The organism is Dyadobacter sp. CY326 (assembly GCF_021390515.1).
Lineage (GTDB): Bacteria > Bacteroidota > Bacteroidia > Cytophagales > Spirosomataceae > Dyadobacter.
This window is the reverse complement of sequence record NZ_JAJUXI010000010.1, coordinates 228,785-251,675: the sequence shown is the minus strand read 5'-3', so window position 1 is coordinate 251,675 and position 22,891 is coordinate 228,785. Positions and strand designations below refer to the sequence as shown.

Annotated in this window: 21 protein-coding genes; 5 read left to right on the top strand and 16 right to left on the bottom strand. The window is 44.5% G+C overall.

Going from position 1 to position 22,891, the window contains the following annotated elements; translation table 11 throughout:
* Window positions 1-7: 7 nt before the first annotated feature.
* The 10 genes from murG to LZG73_RS20570 all read right to left on the bottom strand — a co-directional run bounded on the left by murG (window position 8) and on the right by LZG73_RS20570 (window position 8,645).
* Window positions 8-1,105 carry an undecaprenyldiphospho-muramoylpentapeptide beta-N-acetylglucosaminyltransferase gene (murG, locus tag LZG73_RS20615; RefSeq protein ID WP_233854173.1) on the bottom strand — a complete coding sequence of 366 codons (1,098 nt, stop codon included), beginning with the start codon at window positions 1,103-1,105 and terminating at the stop codon, window positions 8-10.
* 1 nt (window position 1,106) lies between these two features.
* Entirely contained in the window at window positions 1,107-2,261 is a 1,155-nt protein-coding gene (locus LZG73_RS20610) for an FtsW/RodA/SpoVE family cell cycle protein (RefSeq protein ID WP_233854171.1), read from the bottom strand.
* Window positions 2,262-2,285: 24 nt separating this feature from the next.
* Window positions 2,286-3,635: a UDP-N-acetylmuramoyl-L-alanine--D-glutamate ligase gene (murD, locus tag LZG73_RS20605; protein ID WP_233854170.1), complete on the bottom strand. Its 1,350-nt coding sequence runs from the start codon at window positions 3,633-3,635 to the stop codon at window positions 2,286-2,288.
* A gap of 149 nt (window positions 3,636-3,784) precedes the next feature.
* Window positions 3,785-4,117 carry a large-conductance mechanosensitive channel protein MscL gene (mscL, locus tag LZG73_RS20600; protein ID WP_233854169.1) on the bottom strand — a complete coding sequence of 111 codons (333 nt, stop codon included), beginning with the start codon at window positions 4,115-4,117 and terminating at the stop codon, window positions 3,785-3,787.
* Between the two features lie 83 nt (window positions 4,118-4,200).
* Complete coding sequence (locus LZG73_RS20595; protein ID WP_233854161.1) at window positions 4,201-4,797, bottom strand: RNA polymerase sigma factor; 597 nt, start codon at window positions 4,795-4,797, stop codon at window positions 4,201-4,203.
* Window positions 4,798-4,932: 135 nt separating this feature from the next.
* On the bottom strand, window positions 4,933-5,769 hold the full coding sequence (gene tsf, locus LZG73_RS20590) for a translation elongation factor Ts (protein WP_233854159.1): 837 nt from the start codon (window positions 5,767-5,769) through the stop codon (window positions 4,933-4,935).
* Window positions 5,770-5,953: 184 nt separating this feature from the next.
* The gene (rpsB, locus tag LZG73_RS20585; RefSeq protein WP_233854157.1) at window positions 5,954-6,784 is read right to left on the bottom strand and encodes a 30S ribosomal protein S2; all 831 of its coding nucleotides are present in this window, start codon (window positions 6,782-6,784) and stop codon (window positions 5,954-5,956) included.
* A gap of 158 nt (window positions 6,785-6,942) precedes the next feature.
* On the bottom strand, window positions 6,943-7,329 hold the full coding sequence (gene rpsI / locus LZG73_RS20580) for a 30S ribosomal protein S9 (protein WP_233854155.1): 387 nt from the start codon (window positions 7,327-7,329) through the stop codon (window positions 6,943-6,945).
* A gap of 3 nt (window positions 7,330-7,332) precedes the next feature.
* A complete protein-coding gene (rplM, locus tag LZG73_RS20575; protein ID WP_233854153.1) occupies window positions 7,333-7,776 on the bottom strand; it encodes a 50S ribosomal protein L13 in 444 nt (147 codons plus the stop codon).
* A 164-nt stretch (window positions 7,777-7,940) separates the two neighbouring features.
* Entirely contained in the window at window positions 7,941-8,645 is a 705-nt protein-coding gene (locus LZG73_RS20570; RefSeq protein WP_233854144.1) for a hypothetical protein, read from the bottom strand.
* Window positions 8,646-8,783: 138 nt separating this feature from the next.
* On the opposite strand from LZG73_RS20570, the gene LZG73_RS20565 reads away from it, so the two are divergent.
* The 4 genes from LZG73_RS20565 (at window position 8,784) to LZG73_RS20550 (ending at window position 12,069) form a co-directional block, all read left to right on the top strand.
* Window positions 8,784-9,512, top strand: coding sequence for a DUF1080 domain-containing protein (locus LZG73_RS20565; protein WP_233854142.1), 729 nt, complete (start codon window positions 8,784-8,786; stop codon window positions 9,510-9,512).
* A gap of 52 nt (window positions 9,513-9,564) precedes the next feature.
* Window positions 9,565-10,368: a Rossmann-like and DUF2520 domain-containing protein gene (locus tag LZG73_RS20560; RefSeq protein WP_233854140.1), complete on the top strand. Its 804-nt coding sequence runs from the start codon at window positions 9,565-9,567 to the stop codon at window positions 10,366-10,368.
* Between the two features lie 64 nt (window positions 10,369-10,432).
* Window positions 10,433-10,954, top strand: coding sequence for an HAD family hydrolase (locus LZG73_RS20555; protein ID WP_233854135.1), 522 nt, complete (start codon window positions 10,433-10,435; stop codon window positions 10,952-10,954).
* Window positions 10,933-12,069 (top strand): acyltransferase, encoded by a 1,137-nt coding sequence (locus LZG73_RS20550; protein ID WP_233854133.1) that lies wholly within the window; start codon window positions 10,933-10,935, stop codon window positions 12,067-12,069. The genes LZG73_RS20555 and LZG73_RS20550 overlap by 22 nt, the downstream gene beginning before the upstream one ends.
* A gap of 3 nt (window positions 12,070-12,072) precedes the next feature.
* Here the strand turns inward: LZG73_RS20550 and LZG73_RS20545 are convergent, their stop codons facing one another.
* On the bottom strand, window positions 12,073-12,825 hold the full coding sequence (locus LZG73_RS20545) for a polysaccharide deacetylase family protein (protein ID WP_233854131.1): 753 nt from the start codon (window positions 12,823-12,825) through the stop codon (window positions 12,073-12,075).
* Window positions 12,826-12,943: 118 nt separating this feature from the next.
* On the opposite strand from LZG73_RS20545, the gene LZG73_RS20540 reads away from it, so the two are divergent.
* Window positions 12,944-14,167 carry an exonuclease subunit SbcD gene (locus tag LZG73_RS20540; RefSeq protein WP_233854124.1) on the top strand — a complete coding sequence of 408 codons (1,224 nt, stop codon included), beginning with the start codon at window positions 12,944-12,946 and terminating at the stop codon, window positions 14,165-14,167.
* 57 nt (window positions 14,168-14,224) lie between these two features.
* On the opposite strand, the gene LZG73_RS20535 is transcribed toward LZG73_RS20540, so the two are convergent.
* The 5 genes from LZG73_RS20535 to LZG73_RS20515 form a co-directional block, all read right to left on the bottom strand.
* Window positions 14,225-14,611, bottom strand: coding sequence for a TraR/DksA C4-type zinc finger protein (locus LZG73_RS20535; RefSeq protein ID WP_233854227.1), 387 nt, complete (start codon window positions 14,609-14,611; stop codon window positions 14,225-14,227).
* Window positions 14,612-14,803: 192 nt separating this feature from the next.
* A complete protein-coding gene (locus LZG73_RS20530) occupies window positions 14,804-15,784 on the bottom strand; it encodes a pyruvate dehydrogenase complex E1 component subunit beta (RefSeq protein ID WP_233854120.1) in 981 nt (326 codons plus the stop codon).
* A 173-nt stretch (window positions 15,785-15,957) separates the two neighbouring features.
* Complete coding sequence (locus LZG73_RS20525) at window positions 15,958-16,833, bottom strand: transglutaminase family protein (RefSeq protein WP_233854119.1); 876 nt, start codon at window positions 16,831-16,833, stop codon at window positions 15,958-15,960.
* Window positions 16,823-19,378, bottom strand: coding sequence for a circularly permuted type 2 ATP-grasp protein (locus tag LZG73_RS20520; RefSeq protein WP_233854118.1), 2,556 nt, complete (start codon window positions 19,376-19,378; stop codon window positions 16,823-16,825). The genes LZG73_RS20525 and LZG73_RS20520 overlap by 11 nt, the downstream gene beginning before the upstream one ends.
* 28 nt (window positions 19,379-19,406) lie before the next feature.
* On the bottom strand, window positions 19,407-22,835 hold the full coding sequence (locus LZG73_RS20515) for a DUF2126 domain-containing protein (protein WP_233854117.1): 3,429 nt from the start codon (window positions 22,833-22,835) through the stop codon (window positions 19,407-19,409).
* Between the last annotated feature and the right edge of the window lie 56 nt (window positions 22,836-22,891).

Here is a 22,891-nt window from a genome sequence, read left to right as displayed (position 1 = left end):
AGTATATTTACTTAATCAATTTCAAAACTTCTGCTGCTATATCATCGGCGGCATTGGGCCTGGCCAGTTTGCGGATATTGGCTTTTAGGTTTTCCTGTCTTCCAATGTCCTGCAAAAGCGCAAGTGCCTCAGTAACGAGTTTCTCACCCGTTTCCGAATCTTTGATCATCAATGCAGCATCCTGCTCCACCAATGTCAAAGCGTTTTTGGTCTGGTGATCTTCGGACGCAGCCGGATAGGGAACCAGAATGGAAGGTTTCGCAGCCAGACAAAGTTCTGAAACGGACAATGCGCCCGCCCTTGAAATCACCACATTTGCGACTGCATAGGCCAAATCCATCGTATAAATGAAGTCGAAGGCCTTAACCTTGTCCGTTCCAAGCGCCGCAATGGTTTGTTTGGCTGTATCAATGTAACTTTTTCCGGTTTGCCACAAGACCTGATAACCCGCTTCCAGCAAGCGTTCGAGTCCTGCATTAATGCTTTCATTGATTGACCTCGCGCCCAAACTTCCGCCCATCACGAACAAAGTTTTGGCAGCGCCATTTAATCCAAACTCAATGAGCGCCTCTTTATTCCTGGCCGAAACGTCCACAATGTCGCTCCGGACCGGATTTCCCAGGATGACAATCTTGTCTTTTGGAAAAAACGACTCCATTCCAGGATAAGCAACGCAAATCTTCTTTGCTTTTTTGGCAAGAAACTTATTTGTAATCCCAGCATAGGAATTTTGCTCCTGGATCAATGTTGGGATTCCGGCCAATGAAGCCATCATTAACAAAGGACCACTTGCAAATCCACCAACTCCAACCGCGGCATCTGGTTTGAAATCAGCGATGATCGCTTTTGCTTTTGACAAACTGTTAATGAGTTTGAAGGGCAGCAACAGGTTATCCAGCGACAATTTGCGCTGAATGCCTGCGATGGGCAGACCAACAATTTCATAACCCGCACGCGGCACTTTTTCCATTTCCATTTTACCCAAAGCGCCAACAAACAGGACTTCGAGGTCCGGATCGTTTTTCTGTAAAGCATTGGCAATTGCAATCGCGGGATAAATGTGCCCCCCGGTTCCTCCGCCACTTATAATCACTTTTTTCGACATCCTAAATTCTTTTCTCTTCCACTGTTTCGCCGCGGCTTACGCTGAGGATCATGCCCATTGCAATGCCGGTAAAGAGCAAAGAAGTCCCGCCCTGACTAAAAAATGGCAATGTTTGCCCTGTAACCGGCACCAAACCAACCGTAACCGCCATAGCCGAAAATGCCTGGCTGACGACGATAAATGTCAGGCCCGCCGAAAGCAATCCCCCGAAAGGCCGTTTGGTTGCCTCAATGGCTTTTAAGCCTCTGTATAAAAGAATGAGATAAAGAATAATCAGGATTGTTCCGCCCAATGTGCCATATTCTTCCACGGCAACAGCGAATATGAAGTCTTTTTGCGGCTCGGGAAGAAACCGTCGCTGGCGGCTTTTGGCAACACCTTCTCCATAAAGTCCGCCTCTCGCCATGGCCATATAGGATTGCTGCGATTGGTAAACCACAATGTCCTTATCAAAAAAAGCGGAGATCCTGTTCTGCGCCGTTCCGGACCGTTGTGTAGAATTGAGCAAAATGGCAATCGTGCCAAAAAAGACAAGCCCCATTGCGGTGAAGATCAAATAATGCAAGGGCACTTTTCCTACGAACATTAACAGAAAGCAAATCCCAGCAAGCATTACAGCGGTTGACACATTGCTTGTAAAAATCAGTCCGCAAACCACACCGACTAATGCCAGCGGCTCCATAAAAAGCTCACGTGTGTTCCAGCCGCCTTTGATGTGTCTTGCCAAAATGAGTGATAAGTGCGCAATCAGTGCGACTTTCGCCCATTCGGATGGCTGAAAACGCTGGCCAATTACTGGAATTTCTATCCACCGAGCCGCATCATTGACAGATGTTCCGAAAAACATGGTGAAAATCAGCAGCAATATGGAGCTCCAAACCGCGAGGCGGGTGACGTAGACAAATTTGATATAAGGAATGCGATGGACAAAATACATGACCATCAGCGAGAGGAAGCACAACAAAACGTGTTTGTAAAGATAATATTCGGTGTTGCCGTCCATTTGACTGTAAGCGTCCTTTACACTCGCGCTGTACACGACCACAATGCTCCACAGAAGCATTACAATGCAAATGCCCCAAATCCATGGGTCGCCCTTGAGATTTTTACTGAACCATGCCTGCGTGTCTTCTCTTGATTTTAACAAGAAATCCATATTGATGACCGAAGTAATGATTGACTAATTTTGACTGGTAAGATTTCTGACCGCCGCTTTGAATTTTTCGCCCCGGTCCTCGTAATTTTTGAATAAATCAAAACTTGCACAGGCCGGAGAAAGCAGCACCACATCACCCGGAACACTCCACTCCTGCGCCTTATTAACAGCATCCTGAACGTCCTGAGTCGTATATATTTGCGGAACAATGCCCGAAAAATAACTTACTAACTTTTCAATATCCTTGCTTAAAACTATTAATGCCTTCACTTTATTACGCACCAGCGATTCTATTTGGCTGTAATCATTGCCTTTATCAACGCCACCAGCTATCAAAACAACAGGTTGATCGAAGCTTCCCAATGCATAAAAAACCGAATCGACATTGGTTGCTTTGGAGTCGTTAATGTAAGTTACTTCATCAATTACTTGCACTTGCTCTAGGCGGTGCGGGGCGTTGGTGAAAGATTTCAATCCCTCACTGATTTGCTGTGCATTCAGGCCAACAAGTTGTGCAACCGCGATGGCGGCCATTGCATTAATCGCATTATGCGGGCCCTTTATTGGCAACTCATCAAAGGGTTGCTCAAATGCATTTGTGCCAACATTAGACACCAACTTATTGCCTTTCAAATAAGCTCCGTTCTCAGGCTCATTCGTGAGTGAAATGCGAACTTTTTTCGAATCAACATTCCGCTTTGACAATTCCGACATAATCACTTCGCTATCCTCGAAGAAGATGAAATGATCATTTTCGGTCTGATTTTGTATGATATTAAATTTTGAATCAATGTAATTCTGGAAGTTGTAAGCGTAACGGTCTAGATGATCAGGCGTGATGTTGAGTAAAACAGCAATGTTGGGATGAAAATCAATGATGTTATCCAACTGAAAACTGCTTATTTCCAAAACATAATAATCAAAATGCTTCTCGGCAACTTGCCATGCAAAGCTATCACCGATATTTCCGGCCAGCCCTACATTCAATCCTGCATTTTTAAGCAAATGATAAGTGAGCAGCGTCGTAGTGGTTTTTCCATTGCTGCCTGTAATTGCAATCAGTTGTGCATCGGTGAAGCTGGACGCAAATTCAATTTCAGAAATAACGGGAATGCCTTTTTCTTTTAGTGCGACCACCAGCGGGACGGTGTCAGGAATTCCGGGACTTTTAATGACAAGCACGCTGTCTAAAATTGTTTCTTCGGAATGTGCTCCCTGTTCAAAAGGAATATTTTCTCTGTTAAGAATGTCAATGTACTTTTGATTTAATTGGCCCCGATCTGATAGAAAAACATCAAAACCTTTGGATTTGGCTAGGATTGCGGCTCCCGTGCCGCTTTCTCCTCCACCCAAAATAACGACCTTTTTTTGCACAAGACTTCTTTTAAACGTTGAACAAACAGCATTGAACACGAAGGTAAATCTTTTCCAGAAAAGATTTTTGCCTATTGAATTAATAAGTGCAATAAAAAACGAGACACATTAGTTGTATCTCGTTGTCAAAATTATTCTATCAGCATTTGTTATTCTTTGGCAGCCAGGGATTCTGAAATTCTCAGCCGATTGGCCAGCTTAACAACCATGAAAATCACCCATGCAATGATCAGGAATTGAATAAGCACCTGGATGAAATTGCCATATTTAATGGCAACTTCCGGCGTTTTTCCAACTGCTTCTTTCAATACAATTTTAAGCTGGGTGAAATCAACTCCACCGATCAGCAAACCTAAAATGGGATTAATAATGTCTTCGACAAGTGAAGTGGTTATTTTTGCAAATGAAGCACCAATTACGACACCGACAGCCAAATCAAGGACGTTTCCTTTGGCAATGAACGTTTTGAATTCCTGAAGCATAAGAAGTTGAGGTTAGTTACTTGAATCAAAAAATATACATCCCACGATTGCATTACATCGGGGTTGCTTTCCAAAATATAAAGCTATTTGCGCAGCTTAGCCAAATACGCAATTTCCAGATATGCTCGCCGCAACTTTTCACGGGAGCGCATAAGCCTCATTTTCACTGCACTTTCGGTCAATTGAGCTGATCCTGCAATATAACGAATGCTCCGGTCATCCATATACTTCATATAAAGCAATGTCTTTTCTTCGGGATTCAAACGTTCGAGCGCGAGCCTCAAAATCTTTGTATTAACCTCTTCCACGCCGAACATTTCGTCCAGGTTCATGTGGTCAATCCCGTCAGCACTTTCTCGGTGAATGGTAACTATTTTTTTCTTGTTGGACCGAATTAGGTCCATGCAATGGTTGTAAGTAACAGAAAACAGCCAGGTGGAGAATTTCGCATCTTTCTTAAATGTATCGAGCTTATTAACCAGTTTAAGAAAAATGTCGTGGGTAAGGTCTTCGGCAATGCCTGCGTCACGTGTGATTGTAAAGCACTTTTGAAAAACTTTAAAGGAATATCGATCGTAAAGAATTTCAAAATATCGGTTTTCACCGGTTTTTAAAAAGAGCTTAACCAATTTCTCGTCTGTGCAATTATGCCATGCACAATCAGCGATTCCTTCAATCATTTTAATGCAATATCACTTATAATGTGTGTCCAAAAAATTAATAGATTAATCAATTTTTTGTAAATATTAAAAAACAACGCCTGGTATACAAATACATACCAGGCGTTGTCGACATTATTTTAAGAAAAGTGCTTTTTAAGCGCCTATTGCAACTCTTTTGAAAGATTTTACAGTTAATCCTTTCGCAGTTTTCTCTAATAACTGGCGAATTGTTAGCGAAGAATCCTTTACGAATTCCTGGTTAAGCAACGTGTTGTCTTTATAGAATTTCTGCAATTTACCCTGCGCAATTTTTTCCAGCATTGCTTCTGGTTTGCCTTCCGCTCTTGCTTGTTCTTTACCCACTTCGATTTCACGCTCAACGGTTGCAGAATCCACTTCGTCTTTGTCCAAAGCGATTGGCTTCATGGCCGCGATTTGCATGGCAACATCTTTTCCAAGCTCATTAACATCCGTTCCGTTAACGCCTTCAAACGCTACAAGAACGCCCAATTTGCCATTGGAGTGAATGTAAGGAACAACCTGATCAGCTGTTACATTTTCGTAAGCAGTGATTTCAAGCTTCTCACCCAATTTACCAACAAGGTCAACAATGTGCTCGCTCACTGGGCGGCCATCAGGCAATGTTGCTGAAAGCAATGCATCTTTATCAGCAATGTTGTCTGCAACTGCTTTGTCCAAAATGCTTTGCGCCAGATTTTTGAAATCCTCTACATTGGAAACTGGTTCAGTTTCGCAAGCAAATGCGATCAGCTTTCCGTTTGTTCCGTCAGCGCTGATTTTTACAACCACTGTGCCTTCTGAAACAGCATTATCAGCACGTTTGGCTGCTACTTTCTGACCTTGTTTACGAAGAATATCAACGGCTTTGTCAAAATCACCATCAGCTTCCTGAAGTGCTTTTTTACAATCCATCATGCCTGCGCCAGTCATTTGGCGGAGTTTGTTTACATCTTGTGCGGTAATTGCCATGATTTATTTTAGTATTAATTATTACTGATTTGAGTGGAAACGGCTGTTACTTTTGAATGATGAAATCGTTAACAAATCCGGTTCCGATTGAATTTTAAAAAACTGTAGCCCATAGCAATTAGGCCATGGGCTACTTTATCTGTTCAGACAGGAAAGGTCAGAAACCTATTCCTTATTGCCCTGATTACGCTTCATCACTTTCAGCGGCACTAGTCTCTGTGGCAACTTCGGCGCGAGGCGCTGCGGGTGCAGCTTCTTCATTGCCTTTGTCAACCTGACGTTTTGCTTCTTCTTCCTCTACAAGGCGCTGATCGTCTTTATCTTGTTTGCGTTCCATCAAACCTTCTTCAATTGCTTTTCCAATTGCCAAAGTGATTAATGAGATGGCTTTGTAAGCATCATCATTACTTGGAATCGGGAAGTCAACCAGTTCTGGGTTTGAGTTTGTGTCACAGATTGCAAAAATGGGGATGTTCAATCTTTTTGCTTCTGAAACTGCAATGTGCTCGCGTTTTACATCAACGATGAAAAGGGCAGCAGGAAGGCGCGTTAGGTCAGCTACACCACCCAACACTCTTTCCAATTTATCCTTTTCACGTGTAAGCATCAGGCGTTCTCTTTTCGCAATATTGCTAACCGTGGTTTCGTCTTTTAGCATCTTCTCAAGAGTCTGCATTTTTTTCAAAGACTTGCGAATTGTGCCGAAGTTTGTAAGCATACCACCCAACCAGCGATCAGTTACGTAAGGCATTTTAAGGCGTTTCGCCTCTTCCGTTACGATTTCCTGTGCTTGTTTTTTAGTAGCAACAAACATGATCTTACGTCCTGAACGAACGATCTGCTTCAATGCGGCTTCCGCCTGATCGACGCAGCTCAAAGTTTTGTTCAGGTCAATGATGTGGATCCCGTTCTTCTCCATAAAGATGTATGGAGCCATACGTGGATCCCACTTGCGGGTAAGGTGACCAAAATGGACACCTGCATCCAATAATTCCTTATATTCTATTTGTGCCATTACAGATAATGTTTTAAAAATAAAATGATTTTTAGATTACGCAGCACAGCACATCGGGCACGATAAGTACTGCCTGGACCTTTTTTAGTTTAAAGTTTATGAGTTTAGAGTTAAAAGAATATTGAACTTTAAACTTATGGACTCTAAACCCTGAACTCTTAACGTTTCGAGAACTGGAATTTCTTACGAGCCTTAGCGCGTCCGTATTTCTTACGCTCAACCATACGAGGGTCACGGGTAAGGAATCCTTCTTTTTTCAAAGCGCCACGGAACTCTCCATTATATTCGCAAAGTGCACGGGAAATAGCCATACGGATTGCTTCCGCCTGACCAGTGATTCCGCCACCTCTTACATTCACTTTAAGATCATAACCATTGCCTCCGCTGATAACAGCAAAAGGCTGCTGAAGAACGATTTGGTGCACTTCAAAAGGAAAATATTCCTTGTAGTCGCGTCCGTTAACCTTAATGTCTCCTTTTCCTGGCGACATATAAATACGAGCCACGGCTGTTTTTCTTCTACCTATTGTGTTGATAACTTCCATGAATTACAACTGGATTTCTTTTGGTTGCTGCGCGCTGTGCGGATGTTCCGGCTTAGCGTAAACAAACAGATTAGTAAACAAACGACGTCCCAAACGGTTCTTTGGAAGCATGCCTCTTACGGCTTTCTCGATTACACGCTCTGGGTGTTTTTCGAGCAACTCACGGGGAGTTTGAAAACGCTGACCTCCTGGATATCCGGTATGGCGAACATAAATTTTGTCCGACATCTTCTTTCCTGTCAACTTAATTTTATCGGCGTTGATAATGATAACATTATCACCACAGTCCACATGAGGAGTGTAGCTTGCTTTGTGTTTGCCTCTGATAATTTTAGCAACTTCGCTAGCCAAACGGCCTAAAATTGCATCCTGAGCATCCACAACAACCCACTCCTTGTTCACTGTGTTTTTGTTCGCCGAGATGGTTTTGTAGCTTAACGTATCCACGATTAACAAAATTTTAATTGATTTTCAATAAATTACACTGTAACAAGACAGTCCCATCGCAAAATGGGAGTGCAAATATAGAGTTTAACAAATTGAATAACAAGTATGTTTTTGAATTTCGCGCTGCTGCGGGTTATCAGCACATATTCAAAATTGGGCAATGGTCACTGAAATAGGGGAAAACTCACGGCTGCATACGGCACACCGTAGTTCTGTGAAATGCGTCGCTGATTGTTATCCAGGAAAACCTTGCTGTCGTTTTTGTTTCTCGTGCGATAAGCGACGTGACCATATAAATAACCAATTTTCACACCAATGCGCCTGCCTATATAAATCCGCGCATAAGCTTCCGATTGTCCATTGTAATTTTCTACAAACAGCGGCACTGCATTGAATATGACCGGAGAAGTTTTCAGCCACTTATTATAATTAGGTGCCCCAACCCCGGGTGTGTTGGTGCTTTTCTCATAAAACCCACTGCGTTTTGAGCCAAAAGATGCGCCAATAAGATCCGTATTTACACCCAGATCAATTTTCCAAAACCGAAGATTCGCACCGACCACAAAACTCAACCCATTTACCGAAACCTTATCATATTCAAGATAATCCTGCGGAGAATCGGTCCGGGTGTAAAGGTTCGTACGGTCTGCATAATATCCCCAGGCCCTGATTCCCAATCCAAACCTAAACCATGGCGCCCGGTTCAAGCTCACCTGTTCATAATATAACACCGACGGAGCCCAGGAATTATCATTGCTAAAACCCGTTCCTACGTCAATAGCTGCGCTTGCCTGAGATTGCGTTTGACCATATCCTTTTACAGCCATAAAAAGTGTTGCTGCAACCACAAGTGCGTAGAGCCGTTTCATTCGAAGCATTTTTTGATGTGATTAGTGTGAGAATTGGTTGTGAAAAGTGGACTTCGGCAAAGATAGTTATGGAGCCCGAAGAATTGCGATATTGCAGCATTCCCAACCCTGTTTCATCCACGATTTAACATTCGTCCTATGAAAGACAAATCTGCGCGCTTGTTCTTTTCAGTGATAACAGCCCTTTTGCTGGTTCTCCTTTTGTTTTTCAAAAGTCATGCTCAAGAACCGGAAACATTGGCTTTCAGGCCCCTTTTTAACGGAAAAAATCTAAAAGGCTGGGTGGATGTAAACACTTCCAAGGAAACCTGGAAAGTGAAAAACGGCACATTGATTTGTTCAGGAAAACCCATTGGCGTCATGCGCTCGGATCGGCAATATGAGAATTTCATTTTGGAAGTGGAATGGAAGCATATGGAAGCGGGCGGCAATTCCGGAATCTTCATCTGGAGCGAAGGCACGCCGCAGGAGCACGATCCGCTCACAAAAGCCATTGAAGTGCAGATGCTTGAACTCGATTATGCAAGACAACACAATGCAACGGAGGATTATGTGCACGGAGAACTCTTCCCGACCATGGGCTTAACGGCCGTTCCGGATAATCCGCGCGGCCCAAGAAGTAAGTCGATCGAAAAGCGCGCGAAGGGCAAAGGCGAATGGAATAAATATGTCGTGGTGTGCGTGGATGGAACAGTTAAACTCTCGGTTAATGGCAAGTTTGTGAATGGTTTGAGAAATTCAGAAAGGAAAAAAGGCTACATCTGCCTCGAGGCGGAAGGCGCCGAAATCCATTTTCGTAACATGCGCATCATGGAATTGCCCGGTGGCGTTACGAGTGAAGCTCAAACTGCCCCGGTTGTCAATTGATTTGCGAAATTAACTTTATGCCATAACTTAGGGCGGTTATAACGTTTGCTGCATGAAAATCTCCTTTGTTGGTTCCGGAAATGTGGCCTGGCATCTTGCGCAGGCTTTCGAAGATGCCGGTCATTGGATTTGCGAAGTTTACAGCCGCGACACGCAAAAAGCGCGTCAACTTGCTTCTTCCCTTTACGACACCAACATTCAGCCTGACCTCAATTTCTCTGATAGCGAGGCAGATGTGATTGTTATTGCCGTTTCTGACGATGCATTGGAAAGCATCATTGAACGCATTGTGCTTCCGGAAGGCGTCATTCTGATCCACACTTCTGGCACAAGATCTTTGGCCGAATTTCAAAACCTGGTTGAGATTTATAGCGACGTATATGTGCACACCGGCGTCTTTTATCCGCTTCAAACTTTTACAAAAGGAGTTGAAATGGATTATAAGGAATTGCCTTTTTGTATCGAATCAAAAAACGAACTGATTGAAAATAAGCTTATTCAGCTTGCGCAGAGCATTAGCGACAATGTCAGCCGGATGGATTCGGACGAGCGGTTTATCCTGCACGTGGCGGCGGTTTTTGCGAGCAATTTTACCAATTATATGCTTACTGTTTCTCAAAACATGCTGGAACGCGAACAGCTAAATTTTGATTTGTTAAAACCGCTGATCCAAACCACCATTTACAAAGCGCTGCTTTCTAATGATCCCTCCCTTGGACAAACCGGTCCGGCGCGGCGCGGCGATTGGAAAACGACAAACCGGCATTTGGAATATTTGCAGGAAACCAATGAGGATTGGACGGAAATTTACCGACTGCTAACCGACAAAATCCGCAACTTCTATATTTCAAAATAATGCTAACCGGCGCTGTCTCCTGAAAAGTTAGGCTATATTTGCGAACTTCATTATTCTGATTTTCATGGATCCAGCAGTAAATGAGCGCCTAAAACGCATAACCACATTCATTTTTGACATTGACGGCGTCATGACTGACGGCAGTGTAATTGCGCTGGAAAGCGGTGAGCAGCCACGAAGTTTCAATGTAAAAGATGGTTACGGGATCAACCGGGCAGTCAGAATGGGATATCGCGTAGCAATTATTTCTGCGCAAAATCAGCTGGGTGTGCGCAAGCGCCTTGAATATCTGGGTGTAACGGATATTTTTATTGGCACTTCACCGGACGGGAAACTGCCGATTTTTAAAAAATACATTGCTGAAACCAATCTCACCGAGGACGAAATTGTGTATATGGGCGATGATTTGCCTGATTATGAAGTCATGCGCACCAACGTTCTGAGCGCTTGTCCGGCAGATTCGGTGGATGAAATTCTTGCCATATCAGATTACATTTCCCCGAAAATAGGCGGCTACGGCGCTGTGCGCGATTTGATTGAACAAGTAATGAAGGCGCAGGGCAAATGGATGTCGTGGTTTCAATGATCGGTCAAAAAAGATATTTCCCAAATCTCAATGGAATCCGGTGCATAGCAGCCCTTTTGGTCGTTTTTCACCATTTGGAACAAGCGAAGCATGCATTGGGAATCGCAAATCTTTACGAACATTCCATTATTCAGCACGCCGGCCGACTTGGCGTGGGACTTTTTTTCGTGTTAAGCGGCTTTCTAATTACTTATTTATTGCTTGAAGAGCGTGGGCGCTTTGGAGATGTTGACGCCAAGAAATTCTATCTGCGCAGGGTTTTTCGGATCTGGCCCATTTACTTTCTGATCATAGGACTTTCCTTTTTTGTATTTCCACACATTGAAATTTTAAATTATCCCGGAACGGCTGAAAAGCTTTCCGTGCATGCAACAGAGCGACTTACGCTGCTTTTGCTGGTGTTGCCCAATTTTGCTTTTGTCCTTTATGACCTGCCTTACTGGTGCGCGCAAACCTGGTCAATCGGCGTGGAAGAGCAATTTTATTATCTCTGGCCCTGGCTGATCAAATATCCAAAAAAACGCATTCCGATCATATTGCTTTTTCTGGGTATAACGGCTGCACTTTTATTCATCGGACTGCATTATGTCAATGTTGATGAGGCGACGCGAAAAGAAATGATCGGCACATTTGTGGGACAATTTCGCATTCAAACCATGGCATTGGGCGGACTGTGCGCGTGGCTGGTTTACAAACAAAAAACGCACATTCTGCAAATCATATTCAGGAAAGATCTGCAAGTGGTCGTGTACACGTTGCTTCTCGCATTGTTCTTTTCAGGCATTCATTTTTACGGCTTTTTAGAAATTTATGCGGTTTTCTTCGCCTTTTTTATTCTGAATGTATCCTGCAATCCCAATTCAATTATAAGCCTGGATAATGCTGTGATGAACCATTTAGGAAAAATCTCCTATGGACTTTACATTTACCACGTTGTCGTAATTGTTTTGATAATCAATATTTTAAATAAATATTTTCCCGCATGGAGTGGCGATTCGTATCAGTTGGGCTTATACATTTTGACCTTTGTTGGGTCTGTCGCTGTTGCGTCGCTTTCCTATTCCTATTTTGAAAAGCCATTGCTAGCCTACAAAGACAAGCGTTTCGGGCGATAAATGTCAGTTAATTTCCGGCAGCTCGGACATGGTATAGAATTTCAAATTTTGCCGCTTTGCCTCTCTTAATATTTTTTCCAAAAACGGCACATAAAAGCCGTATTCACCATTTTTCGGCTTTCCATACAAGGGTTCATGGCCGAAAAGCATTAGCGCTTTGTTTGTACTTGTCGCTTTTGCCAATGCCTCGTTCATTGCGACAGTTGTCAGTCCCGCATCTTCGTCAATAAGCAGCGCGTCAACAATACGTTCATTATCAAACGAGTAATAAATCCAAGGCATTAAGCGAGGAGCGAGCGCATACATTTGAAATCCCTTGAATTTACGCTTCGAAATCGAGACGTCACGCAGGATTTTGAAACCATTGGCCCGTAAAACCGAGTCGACTTGCTCGTTGTGGTTGCCGCCCGGATGTGCGTAAGATGTGGGTTTGAAACCCGCCTTCGCCATATTGGACATGCCTGGTGTTAATTCTATTTTCTTATATTCATCGGGTCCGGCTATGATCAGCTCGGTTGACTTGCCGTGAATTGTTCCGTGGAAACCGATCTCGTGTCCGTCGCTTTGCAGTTGTCTGAGTTTGGCAACCTCGTCTGCGGAAAGACTGTCCGGACAGGTGATGAAGAAAGTAACTTTGGCACCATATTGATTAAACATTGGCCTCAATGCAAACCATTCGTCAATGAAATGATCGTCAAAAGAGATTGCTAAGCCTGCTTTTTGTTGCGTTTCTGCATCCGGTTGGCAATGAATCATGAGCATTCCAACCAATAGAAAAATGCTTTTATGAAGAAAATGACTCAAAATTGCCGAGGCTGAATATTTCAATACTTACCGGATGAAAGTGTTATTTTCGCTAAATTAATCACACAAAATGAAAATCCTCCACACCGCTGACTGGCACATTGGCAAAAAGCTGGATAATTATTCCAGACTTGAAGAGCAACGGCTTGTGCTGCAAGAAATCTGTCAAATTGCGGAAAACGAGCATGTTGATGCAGTTGTCATAGCGGGTGATCTTTTCGATAATTTCAATCCATCGTCCGAAGCCACCGAACTCTTATACAGCACATTGCACCGCTTGTCTGCCAACGGAAGCAGAGCCGTCATTGCCATTGCAGGAAACCATGATTCCCCCGAGCGGATCCAGGTGCCGGATGCATTGGCGAAAGTTTGCGGGATTATATTTGTAGGTTTTCCAAACACGGAAATCTCTCAATTTTGCACGCAGGCAAAAGTTGAAATCTTGCGTACGGCAAAAGGATTTATTGAAATAGAACTCCCGAATGCAAGTTTTCCACTCCGCATTTTGCATACGCCTTATGCCAATGAGCAGCGTTTGAAGACATTTTTGGACGTTGAAGATTCCGAAGAAGCGCTCCGCATTCACTTGCAAAAACACTGGCAGGATCTGGCAGACCAATATCTGGATGATAAAGGATTCAACCTTTTAATGGCACATTTGTTTGTCATGCAAAAAGGCGGCCCTATGCCCGAAGAGCCCGAAGAAGAGCGTCCAATCCTGCACATCGGCGGCGCGCAGGCTATTTACACTGAAAATTTCCCAAGTAAGGTGCATTACATTGCGCTCGGACATTTGCACCGTTATCATGTTGTGGACAAAAATCCTGCGCCCTCAGTTTATTCGAGCAGCCCGCTTGCTTACAGCTTTTCAGAGTCGAACCAGACGAAATATGTGGTTTTGATCGAAGCAGAAGCTGGCAAATTGGTTTCTTTTCGGCCGATTGAACTTAAAAACGGTAAAAAACTGCGCAGAAAAAGCTTCAACGACATTGACAAAGCGATAGAATGGCTCGCCGAGCACAAAGAGGATCTCATCGAACTGACAATCGTTTCCGATAATTATCTGGAAGCCACAGACAAGAAGCGCCTTAACGAAGCACATTCAGGCATCATTCAGATCATTCCACAAATTAAAAAAAGCGAACTCTCGACCGCCAATACCGAAATCGACCTCTCGCTCAGCATGGAAAAGCTCTTTCAGGAATATTTCAAAACAAAAAACAAAGGGCAGGAGCCGTCCGATGGATTAATGGAAGTTTTTAGAGAGGTTTTAGGAACGGAGGATGAAGGGTAACAAAAAAACGACAAGCAATCCTTCGATCACTTGTCGTTAATTATGTAATTCTGCATTTCAACTCGCTCTTCTCAGCTTCGCTTCAATCGTTTGTTGTGTATGGGGGACGATTCTTAGTCTTTCTTTTGGAATTAGTTTTCCGGTGTCGATGCAGATGCCGTAAGTGCCGTTTTTAATGCGAACCAGGGCATTTTCCAATTGGATGGAATATTTCTGCAATCTGGCTGCCAATTGGCTCAGGTTTTCGCGCTCGCTTGCGTCTGCGCCGTCTTCTACAAGTTTGGCTGAACCGGCTGTGATGTCCGTGCCGCTGTCGTTCTTCTTGCTTAAACCTCCTTTGATATAATTTAACTCACTCATTGTTGCTTCCAGCTTTCCACGAATGAGCTCTTCAAATTCCCTAAGTTCTTCCTCGGAATATCTTGTGCGTTCTTCTTGCATAATCTTAATTGATTTGTAAATCTATATTAAGGAGCGTTTTCAAGTACAAAAGTACTAGTAATCTGCCTATTTTGGAATTATTTAAACTACAACAAGCTTCCTGTCGAAAAAATTTAACTTAGGTGACATCGGGCATCTTAACCAACAAAGCCACTACCCGGGGAAGGAAATGGCTTTGTCAATATTGTCAGTTCATTATTTGTAAAGCACCGACTTTACAGCTTCAATTACGCGCTTGGAGCTTGGCAAGATCTCCTCAATCAATGTGGGTGCATATGGAAGCGGTACATCGCGGTTTGTAATGCGAATTACCGGTGCATCCATATAGTCAAATGCGTGACGCTGAATGTGATATGTAATTTCAGTTGAAATGGATGCCAATGGCCAGGCTTCTTCTACAACAACGCAGCGGTTGGTTTTCTTAACGGATTCAATGACAGTCGCATAGTCAATCGGACGGACTGTTCTCAAATCCACAACTTCCACATCAATGCCCTCTTTTTCCAATTGCAGAACGGCAGGCATAACAACGCGCGGGATCATTTTACCAAAAGAAACGATGGTAACATCTTTTCCCTGACGTTTTACATCTGCCTTGCCCAATGGAATCAGATATTCTTCCTCCGGAACCTGCATCTTATCGCCATACATCACCTCAGATTCCATGAAAATAACCGGATTATTGTCACGGATAGATGATTTCAGGAGCCCTTTTGCGTCATATGGATTAGAAGGAACAACCACTTTTAAACCAGGCGTGTTGGCAAACCAGTTCTCGAAGTTTTGAGAATGTTGTGCGCCCAATTGTCCTGCGTTCCCGGTTGGTCCGCGGAAAACGATTGGACAGCCGTATTGCCCGCCAGACATGGAAAGGATTTTGGCAGCGCTGTTGATGATCTGATCAATTGCAACCAGAGAAAAGTTGAAAGTCATGAATTCAACGATGGGGCGAAGTCCGTTTCCGGCTGCTCCTACTGCGATCCCTGCAAAACCAAGCTCGGCAATAGGCGTGTCGATTACGCGCTCAGGACCGAATTCGTCCAACATTCCCTGACTTGCTTTATAGGCTCCGTTGTATTCCGCAACTTCCTCTCCCATTAGAAAAATACTCTTGTCAAGGCGCATCTCTTCCGACATGGCGTCGCGAATGGCATCTCTGAATGCTAATTCTTTCATTCGTAATTTTATAATTATTTAATTCTTAGAAGGAAACCATCGCCAATCCAATCTTTGTCCTGGATTCACGCTCATCGGTTACATTAAAAGACGTTTGGTATACTTATCTCAAAATGATCTGGTAAAATTAGAGAAAGGAGGCCAATTCTCAAATTCTTTATCCGAAGTATTCTTCACACCGGAATCACATCCACTTCAACTGTCAGCGTGTGCTTTCCATAACTGAAAATGATGCCTTTCAATGGTGGCACATCACTGTAATCGCGGCCCCAGGCGGTGACAATGTGCCGTTCGCCGGGAACAATGTTATTAGTCGGGTCAAAATCGCACCAGCCGTAGTCGGGAATGTAAACTGAAATCCACGCGTGCGATGCATCTGAGCCTTGCAGCTTGCGTTTCCCAGGCGGAGGCAATGTTTCCAAATATCCGCTGACATATCTTGCTGCAAAACCAAAACTGCGGATGCAAGCGATGGCTAAGTGTGAAAAATCCTGACAAACGCCCTTTTTCGCTGCAAGCACCTCCCTAATCGGCGTATTCACGGTTGTAAAATCCGGGACGAAATCAAATTCGGTGTAAATCTTGCGGCATAATGCTGCCACGCAGTCATAAAGCGGCAGGTTTTCCTGAAAACAATCGGCTGCATAATTTCTGATTTCCTGATCCCACTTAACCGAAGGACTTGGCAGCATGAATTCGAGCAGCGATATTTTGAGCGCCCGGTCGCCTGTTAAACGTTCCCGCGCATTTTGGCAGCTGATGTCCGAAGGTGAAAACAATGATCCGGTCGCATCAACAAGCCGTTCAACAGTCGCTGTTGTGAGCACGGTGAGCGTTTTATGCGGTGAATGGAGCGAAAAATAATGCGTTGTATTGCCGTAAAAATCCGTTCGCGCAATGATCTGTGACGGTTCGGGAGAGACTTTGATCGAGAAATTCCGGCAAAGCTGGTTGGATAGAGACCGCGGTGCAAGACATAGCAAACTGTGATAATTGTTCACAGCCTCCGCATATTTGTATTCGGTTTTGTGGATCAGATTATACTTCATCGGTGTCGTAATCCACAGGTTCGTAAAAGGAATGTTGCATCAGCGTGTGGCTGAAATACATGTTGGTCAGGTTTACGGAAACTGAACTGATCAGCTTTGAGATTTCTGAAAGCAGGTCGAATAATTCTGCTCTTTCAGATGACGCATTGCATTTGCTCAAATCCTGCACATTGGCAAGCTTGATCAATGTTGATGCTTTTAAAATATATTTCTGCGCTTCGTTAAGCCTTTCGCCTCTGGTCGTAACCGGCAATCTGCCAATGTTACTTTTAAGTTCATCGAGCATATAAACGAGCGAGTAAGGCAATGTTTTTTCCAATAAAACCATATCCAGCATTGCTTCCACGCTCAAATGCGACTTATATATCTGACGATAATTCACCAGTAAGTGATGATTGATCAAAGTCGCCTCTATCAATTCATTTTCAACACCCGGCGCATTTTTTACACCAAAATTGGACTGGATAACGCTTACCCTTGACAAAATTCGTTCTATCAGTTTTCCCGTTTCAAGTAATAAGAAACTGTTGTCCCGCGGCATGCTTTCGGCGATCACACCCAAAAATGTAAACATGTTATTAAAAAGCCCGTCCAGCGTCTTTTGAATGTTGTTGTTATGCATAGACGAGGCATTGCGGATCTCGTGATAACCATTGTCAATGAGATCGACAATGCGCCAGATTTCCTGGTCCCACTGGTTCCTCACCGCTCCTACTGCATTCAGAAACGAGCCGATATTTGTTGCGATCGTTCCGGGTCGACTTGTATTGGAAATCAGGTCAATAATCTCATGATAAGGATCTGACAAAGGATCTTCCTCGTCTAAAAAGCCGGGATAAGTTGACGAAAGATGCGTGAGCGATTGCAGCAAGATCTTAATGTGCTCCTGCTTAGCCGAGCCTCCAAAGTTTCTGTCGAGGTTAAGGACATTGATCGTAATGTTCATAAACTTGATCACCGCCATCGTCCGCTCGCAATAACGACCGATCCAGAAGAGATTTTCAGCACTGCGGCTCGGCAACGAAACGTGCTTATTCACCGAAATCGGCGATGTTAACACAATCTTTTCCTGAATTTCCTCCGTTTTATCAGACACAATCCAGGTGTCTTTCGATAAGCCGCCATTCTGATTTGAAATAACAAACCGATCCTTGACCGCAGAACTTCTCGTTAACCCGCCTTGCATCACGTGATAACCGTTTTCGTCGGCAACCATGAAAGCACGCAAAGCTGCATAACGCGGCTCAATGTTGCCATTTACAAAGGACGGTGTCGTTGACAAGCTCACTTCCTGCTGCGCAATGAACTCGTGCGGCCGGTGCATGATCATTTGTTTCAGCTCTTCTTTTTCAGAAGAGCTCAGCAGCCTGCCATAAATGGATTTAAACCGCGTTTTTCGGTTTGCCTTTTTAATGATAAGCTCGTCCATGTGATCCAGAACATATCTCAATTCCTTCACATGCCCGCACCACCAGGTTGCAACGGAAGGCATCAGCAGCTTTTCACCCAAAAAATAATTGCTAATGTTGCCCATAAAGGCATGAAAAGCATGGTTTTCCAGAACACTTGTTCCCGGCGGGTTCAGCACCTGCACATTCCCCAGCCGAATCGCCTGCAACAATCCCGGAACGCCTAACCGAGAATCTTCACGCAATTCCAATGGATCGCACCAGTCATCGTCAATGCGGCGAATGATCACGTCAACTTTCTGGAGACCGTCAATGGATTTCAGCCATACGCAACCATTGCGCACAAGCAGGTCGTCGCCCTGGGCAAGCGTGTAACCAAGATAGGAAGCCAGATATGCGTGTTCAAAGTATGCTTCGTTATTTGGCCCGGGCGTCAGATAGACAATGTTGGGGGCTTCTTTGCTTTTATCCGATATTTTTAAAACGGTGTTTTGCAGACTGTTGAAATACGGCGACAATTTGCTAACATACATTCCCTCAGCAAGTTCGGGAAGGAGCTTACTCATCACCACACGGTTTTCCAATGTATAACCCGATCCCGAGGGCGCCTGTGTCCGGTTGTCTACAATCCACATTTGCCCGTCAGGCCCGCGCGACATGTCGGCGGCGAACATGGTGAGTTGTTTATTGGCAGGAAGCTTAATGTCCATGCATGGACGAAAAAATCCGGTGTTATCAAAAACCAGTTCTGCGGGAATGATCCCGTCCTTAACCAGATTTCTTGGCCCGTAAAGATCTTTTAAGACCAAATCGAGCAGGATTGCGCGCTGCTGTAAGCCTTTTGCTATGCCTTTCCATTCTTTTTGTTCAATCAGAAAAGGAATCGGATCGAGTTGCCAGGGACGGTTTAAGCCGTCTGGCGTTCCGTAAACATTGTAAGTAACCCCATTTTCACGGAGTTTGCTGATCACTTCCTGGTTGCGGCTTTTCATTTCGTCGAGCCCCAGTTTTTCCAAATTCGAAAAAAGCGCTTTCCAATACGGCTTTATTTTCCCATTCAAATCCAGCACTTCGTCGTAAGAGCTGAGCCCGCTTTGATAGGATTGTAAAAGATTCACGGAAGCCTCGGTAAGCATAATTCAATCAGTAGGTTTGTCAGGAAATCTATTTCGATTTCCAGTATTTACGCAAATCCAGCGTATTTGGATACTCGGGATTGATTAATTCTATCGGCGTGTCACTTTTCATCTCCTTTTTAGTCTCAGCGATAAACCGCGAAACGCTTCCTGTGTTTTTTTCCAAGATAGGCACTTCCTGCTTGGCAGAAGGCGTGTGTCCGAAACCCTGGAAAAGACTTATTTTACGCGATTCTGCCTCGAAACTATTCACAGGATAAGTGTCAAAACTGCGCCCGCCAGGGTGAGAAACGAAATAAGTGCAACCACCCAAGATACGGTTATTCCACGTGTCAACAATGTCAAAAACCAGCGGCGCATCAGCCCCGATTGTCGGGTGCAATGCGGAAGGCGGGTTCCAGGCTTTGTAGCGAATTCCTGATACGAATTCCCCTTTAATCCCCGAGCTTCGCAAAGGAACGCGGCAGCCATTGCAAACCAGAATGTGCCTTCCTTCGATAAATCCGCTGATCTTCACCTGCAATCGTTCTAATGAAGAATCCACAAAACGGGCCGTGCCGCTGTTAGACAATTCTTCTCCCAAAACATGCCACGGTTCAATGCCCAGTCGCAGATCGAGCTGAATGTTGTCGACTGTAATGCCTCCATAATGCGGAAAGCGAAACTCGAAGAACGGATCAAACCATGAAATATCGAAGTTATAACCCGCATCTTTCAGGTCATTCACAACGTCCACCATATCCAAATAAGCGAAATGCGGCAGCAGGAAGCGGTCGTGCAATTCTGTTCCCCAGCGGATCAATTTATGCTTATAAGGTTGTTTCCAAAATTTGGCGATCAATGCACGGACAAGCAATGTTTGAACAAGGTTCATGTGCTTGTGCGGCGGCATATCGAATGCGCGGAATTCCAGAATCCCCAATTGTCCCGTTGCAGAATCGGGAGAATAAAGCTTGTCCATGCAAAATTCGGAGCGGTGCGTGTTGCCCGTGATATCCACCAGCAAATTCCTGAAAATGCGGTCCACCATCCAGAATGGCACTTCCTCGCCTTCGGGAATTTGGTCAAAAGCAATTTCAACCTCATAAAGCTTTTCATCCCGCCCCTCGTCAATGCGTGGTGCCTGGCTTGTAGGACCAATGAATGGACCGGCAAAAAGGTAACTCAATGCCGGGTGATGCTGCCAGTAAGTCAATAAACTCCTTAGCAGATCGGGACGACGCAAAATTGGACTGTCCGCAGGTTTAGCACCGCCAATGGTGACGTGGTTCCCGCCGCCTGTTCCGGTGTGACGGCCGTCAACCATGAATTTATCGGTGCCCAATCTTGAAAAGAAAGCCTCTTCATATAGTGCACTTACATTATCAACCAACTCTTGCCAGTTTTTTGCAGGATGAATGTTCACCTCAATTACGCCTGGATCCGGCGTAACGATCAGTTTTTGAACCCGAGAATCGGTTGGCGCTGCATAACCTTCTATCCGAACCGGCATTTTGAGTTTTTCGGCAGTTGCTTCAATTGACGTCATCAAGTCCAGATAATGTTCCAGATAATCGGTTGGCGGCAGATAGACATATATAATGCCATCGCGCTCTTCTACGCAAAGCGCCGTTTTAATGATCGGAAGCTCAAACAGCAATTTGTCTTCCTCTTCTTTTTGCGTTTTTACCTTTTTGTCATCGTCCTCTTCTTCCTCAAAAATAGCATTCACCGGAAGCTCATAAGGCGGTGCAACCGAGCCATAACGCGATTCCACAACCGATTTATAATCAATCAATGGCGGCAAATCCTCAAAAGGACTGCGTTCAACAGGCTGCTCGCGGTGCGATTTTGCCACTTCGGGAAGCGATTTTAATGGCAAGCGGAAACCGATTGCTGAATTTCCGGGAACAAGAAAACAATGTTCGCGCTTGAACTGCCAGGCAGAACTCGACCAATGCTTTCCTTTTTCATTCCATTTTATTGGTAAAACAAATCCTGCGGGATTATTAAGGCCTTTTTCTAATAATTTGGCCAATGTCCGCCGTTCGATGGAATCTTTAAGATTAACCTTCAATGGGTCCACATTAACCGGCAATTTTCCCTCCTCCATTGCCCAATAAATCGGGTCTTCGTAGGCTGGCGTAATGTTGTTGATATCTAAACCAAGATATTTTGTAAGCTCTGTTGTAAAAAGCTCTGCTTCACGGAAAGAGTATTTCGTCTGGCCTTCTTTGGTCACCAAATCATCATTGCGCCACATTGGAACGCCGTCATTCCTCCAATAAAGTGCGTATTGCCATCTCGGAAACGGCTCGCCGGGATACCATTTGCCTTGTCCAAAATGCAGTAAACCGCCGTGTGCAAAGCGTTTTTTGAGCCTTAATGCCAGATCATAGGCCAGTTGTCTTTTCAATGGCCCATCCGCAGCAGTGTTCCATTCCGGTGACTCAAAATCGTCGATGGAAATGAATGTTGGCTCGCCGCCCATCGTTAGGCGCACATCGCCTTCCTGCAAATCCTTTTCCACATCGTGACCAACCTGCATCACGGCCGCCCATTGCTCTTCTGTGTAAGGCTTTGTGACCCGCGGATCTTCATGAATGCGGAACACTCTGTTATCAAATTCAAATGTCACTTCGCAAATGTCCGTCGCGCCTGAAACCGGCGCTGCGCTTGCGTAATCAGGCGTGCAGCAAAGCGGAATGTGTCCTTCGCTGGCAAACAGTCCTGACGTTGGGTCCAGGCCAATCCAGCCTGCACCGGGCACATAAGCCTCTGTCCAGGCGTGTAAATCTGTGAAATCCTCTTCCGGGCCCGACGGGCCGTCCAGCGACTTAATATCCGAAGTAAGCTGCACCAGATAACCCGATACAAAACGGGAAGCAATGCCCAAATGTCTCAAAATCTGGACAAGCAGCCAGGCAGAATCCCTGCAGGAACCGCTTTTAATGTTTAGTGTTTCTTCGCATGTCTGCACGCCCACCTCCATGCGGATGTTGTAATGTATTGCATTGTAAATCTGCTGGTTAAGGTGAACCAGGAAGTCTACAATCTTAATGTCCTGGTTAACCTTCGCTTTTTCAACCCATTCCATCAAGGCCGGACTTGCTTCTCTCGGTTCGAGATATGGGCCAAGCTCTTTTTTCAATGTTTGCTCGTACGAAAACGGATACATTTCTGCGTATTCTTCTACAAAAAAATCAAAGGGATTGATGACCTGCATTTTGGCAATAACCTCCACTTCCACGCTCAACTCGGTCGTTTTTTCTGGAAATACAACCCGTGCCTGGTAGTTGCCAAAGGGATCTTGCTGCCAGTTTATAAAATGGTTTTCGGGGGAGATTTTCAGTGAGTAACCTTCAATGGCAGTTCTGGAATGCGGCGCAGGACGAAGTCGGAAAATATGTGGTGAAAGCGAAACACTCCTGTCAAACCTGTATTTTGTTTTATGAGAAATAGCAACTTTTATAGCCATAATTGAAGTATTACAATAGTCGTCGGTTAATTTGGTTACCAAGAAATTCCTTGGCC

Excerpts from the sequence above, each read along its gene's own strand:
- murG (WP_233854173.1), bottom strand. The coding sequence starts at position 1,105 with ATGTCGAAAAAAGTGATTATAAGTGGCGGAGGAACCGGGGGGCACATT.
- LZG73_RS20610 (WP_233854171.1), bottom strand. The coding sequence starts at position 2,261 with ATGGATTTCTTGTTAAAATCAAGAGAAGACACGCAGGCATGGTTCAGT.
- mscL (WP_233854169.1), bottom strand. The coding sequence starts at position 4,117 with ATGCTTCAGGAATTCAAAACGTTCATTGCCAAAGGAAACGTCCTTGAT.
- LZG73_RS20595 (WP_233854161.1), bottom strand. The coding sequence starts at position 4,797 with ATGATTGAAGGAATCGCTGATTGTGCATGGCATAATTGCACAGACGAG.
- tsf (WP_233854159.1), bottom strand. The coding sequence starts at position 5,769 with ATGGCAATTACCGCACAAGATGTAAACAAACTCCGCCAAATGACTGGC.
- rpsB (WP_233854157.1), bottom strand. The coding sequence starts at position 6,784 with ATGGCACAAATAGAATATAAGGAATTATTGGATGCAGGTGTCCATTTT.
- rpsI (WP_233854155.1), bottom strand. The coding sequence starts at position 7,329 with ATGGAAGTTATCAACACAATAGGTAGAAGAAAAACAGCCGTGGCTCGT.
- LZG73_RS20570 (WP_233854144.1), bottom strand. The coding sequence starts at position 8,645 with ATGAAACGGCTCTACGCACTTGTGGTTGCAGCAACACTTTTTATGGCT.
- LZG73_RS20565 (WP_233854142.1), top strand. The coding sequence starts at position 8,784 with ATGAAAGACAAATCTGCGCGCTTGTTCTTTTCAGTGATAACAGCCCTT.
- LZG73_RS20560 (WP_233854140.1), top strand. The coding sequence starts at position 9,565 with ATGAAAATCTCCTTTGTTGGTTCCGGAAATGTGGCCTGGCATCTTGCG.
- LZG73_RS20555 (WP_233854135.1), top strand. The coding sequence starts at position 10,433 with ATGGATCCAGCAGTAAATGAGCGCCTAAAACGCATAACCACATTCATT.
- LZG73_RS20550 (WP_233854133.1), top strand. The coding sequence starts at position 10,933 with ATGGATGTCGTGGTTTCAATGATCGGTCAAAAAAGATATTTCCCAAAT.
- LZG73_RS20545 (WP_233854131.1), bottom strand. The coding sequence starts at position 12,825 with ATGATTCATTGCCAACCGGATGCAGAAACGCAACAAAAAGCAGGCTTA.
- LZG73_RS20540 (WP_233854124.1), top strand. The coding sequence starts at position 12,944 with ATGAAAATCCTCCACACCGCTGACTGGCACATTGGCAAAAAGCTGGAT.
- LZG73_RS20530 (WP_233854120.1), bottom strand. The coding sequence starts at position 15,784 with ATGAAAGAATTAGCATTCAGAGATGCCATTCGCGACGCCATGTCGGAA.
- LZG73_RS20525 (WP_233854119.1), bottom strand. The coding sequence starts at position 16,833 with ATGAAGTATAATCTGATCCACAAAACCGAATACAAATATGCGGAGGCT.
- LZG73_RS20520 (WP_233854118.1), bottom strand. The coding sequence starts at position 19,378 with ATGCTTACCGAGGCTTCCGTGAATCTTTTACAATCCTATCAAAGCGGG.
- LZG73_RS20515 (WP_233854117.1), bottom strand. The coding sequence starts at position 22,835 with ATGGCTATAAAAGTTGCTATTTCTCATAAAACAAAATACAGGTTTGAC.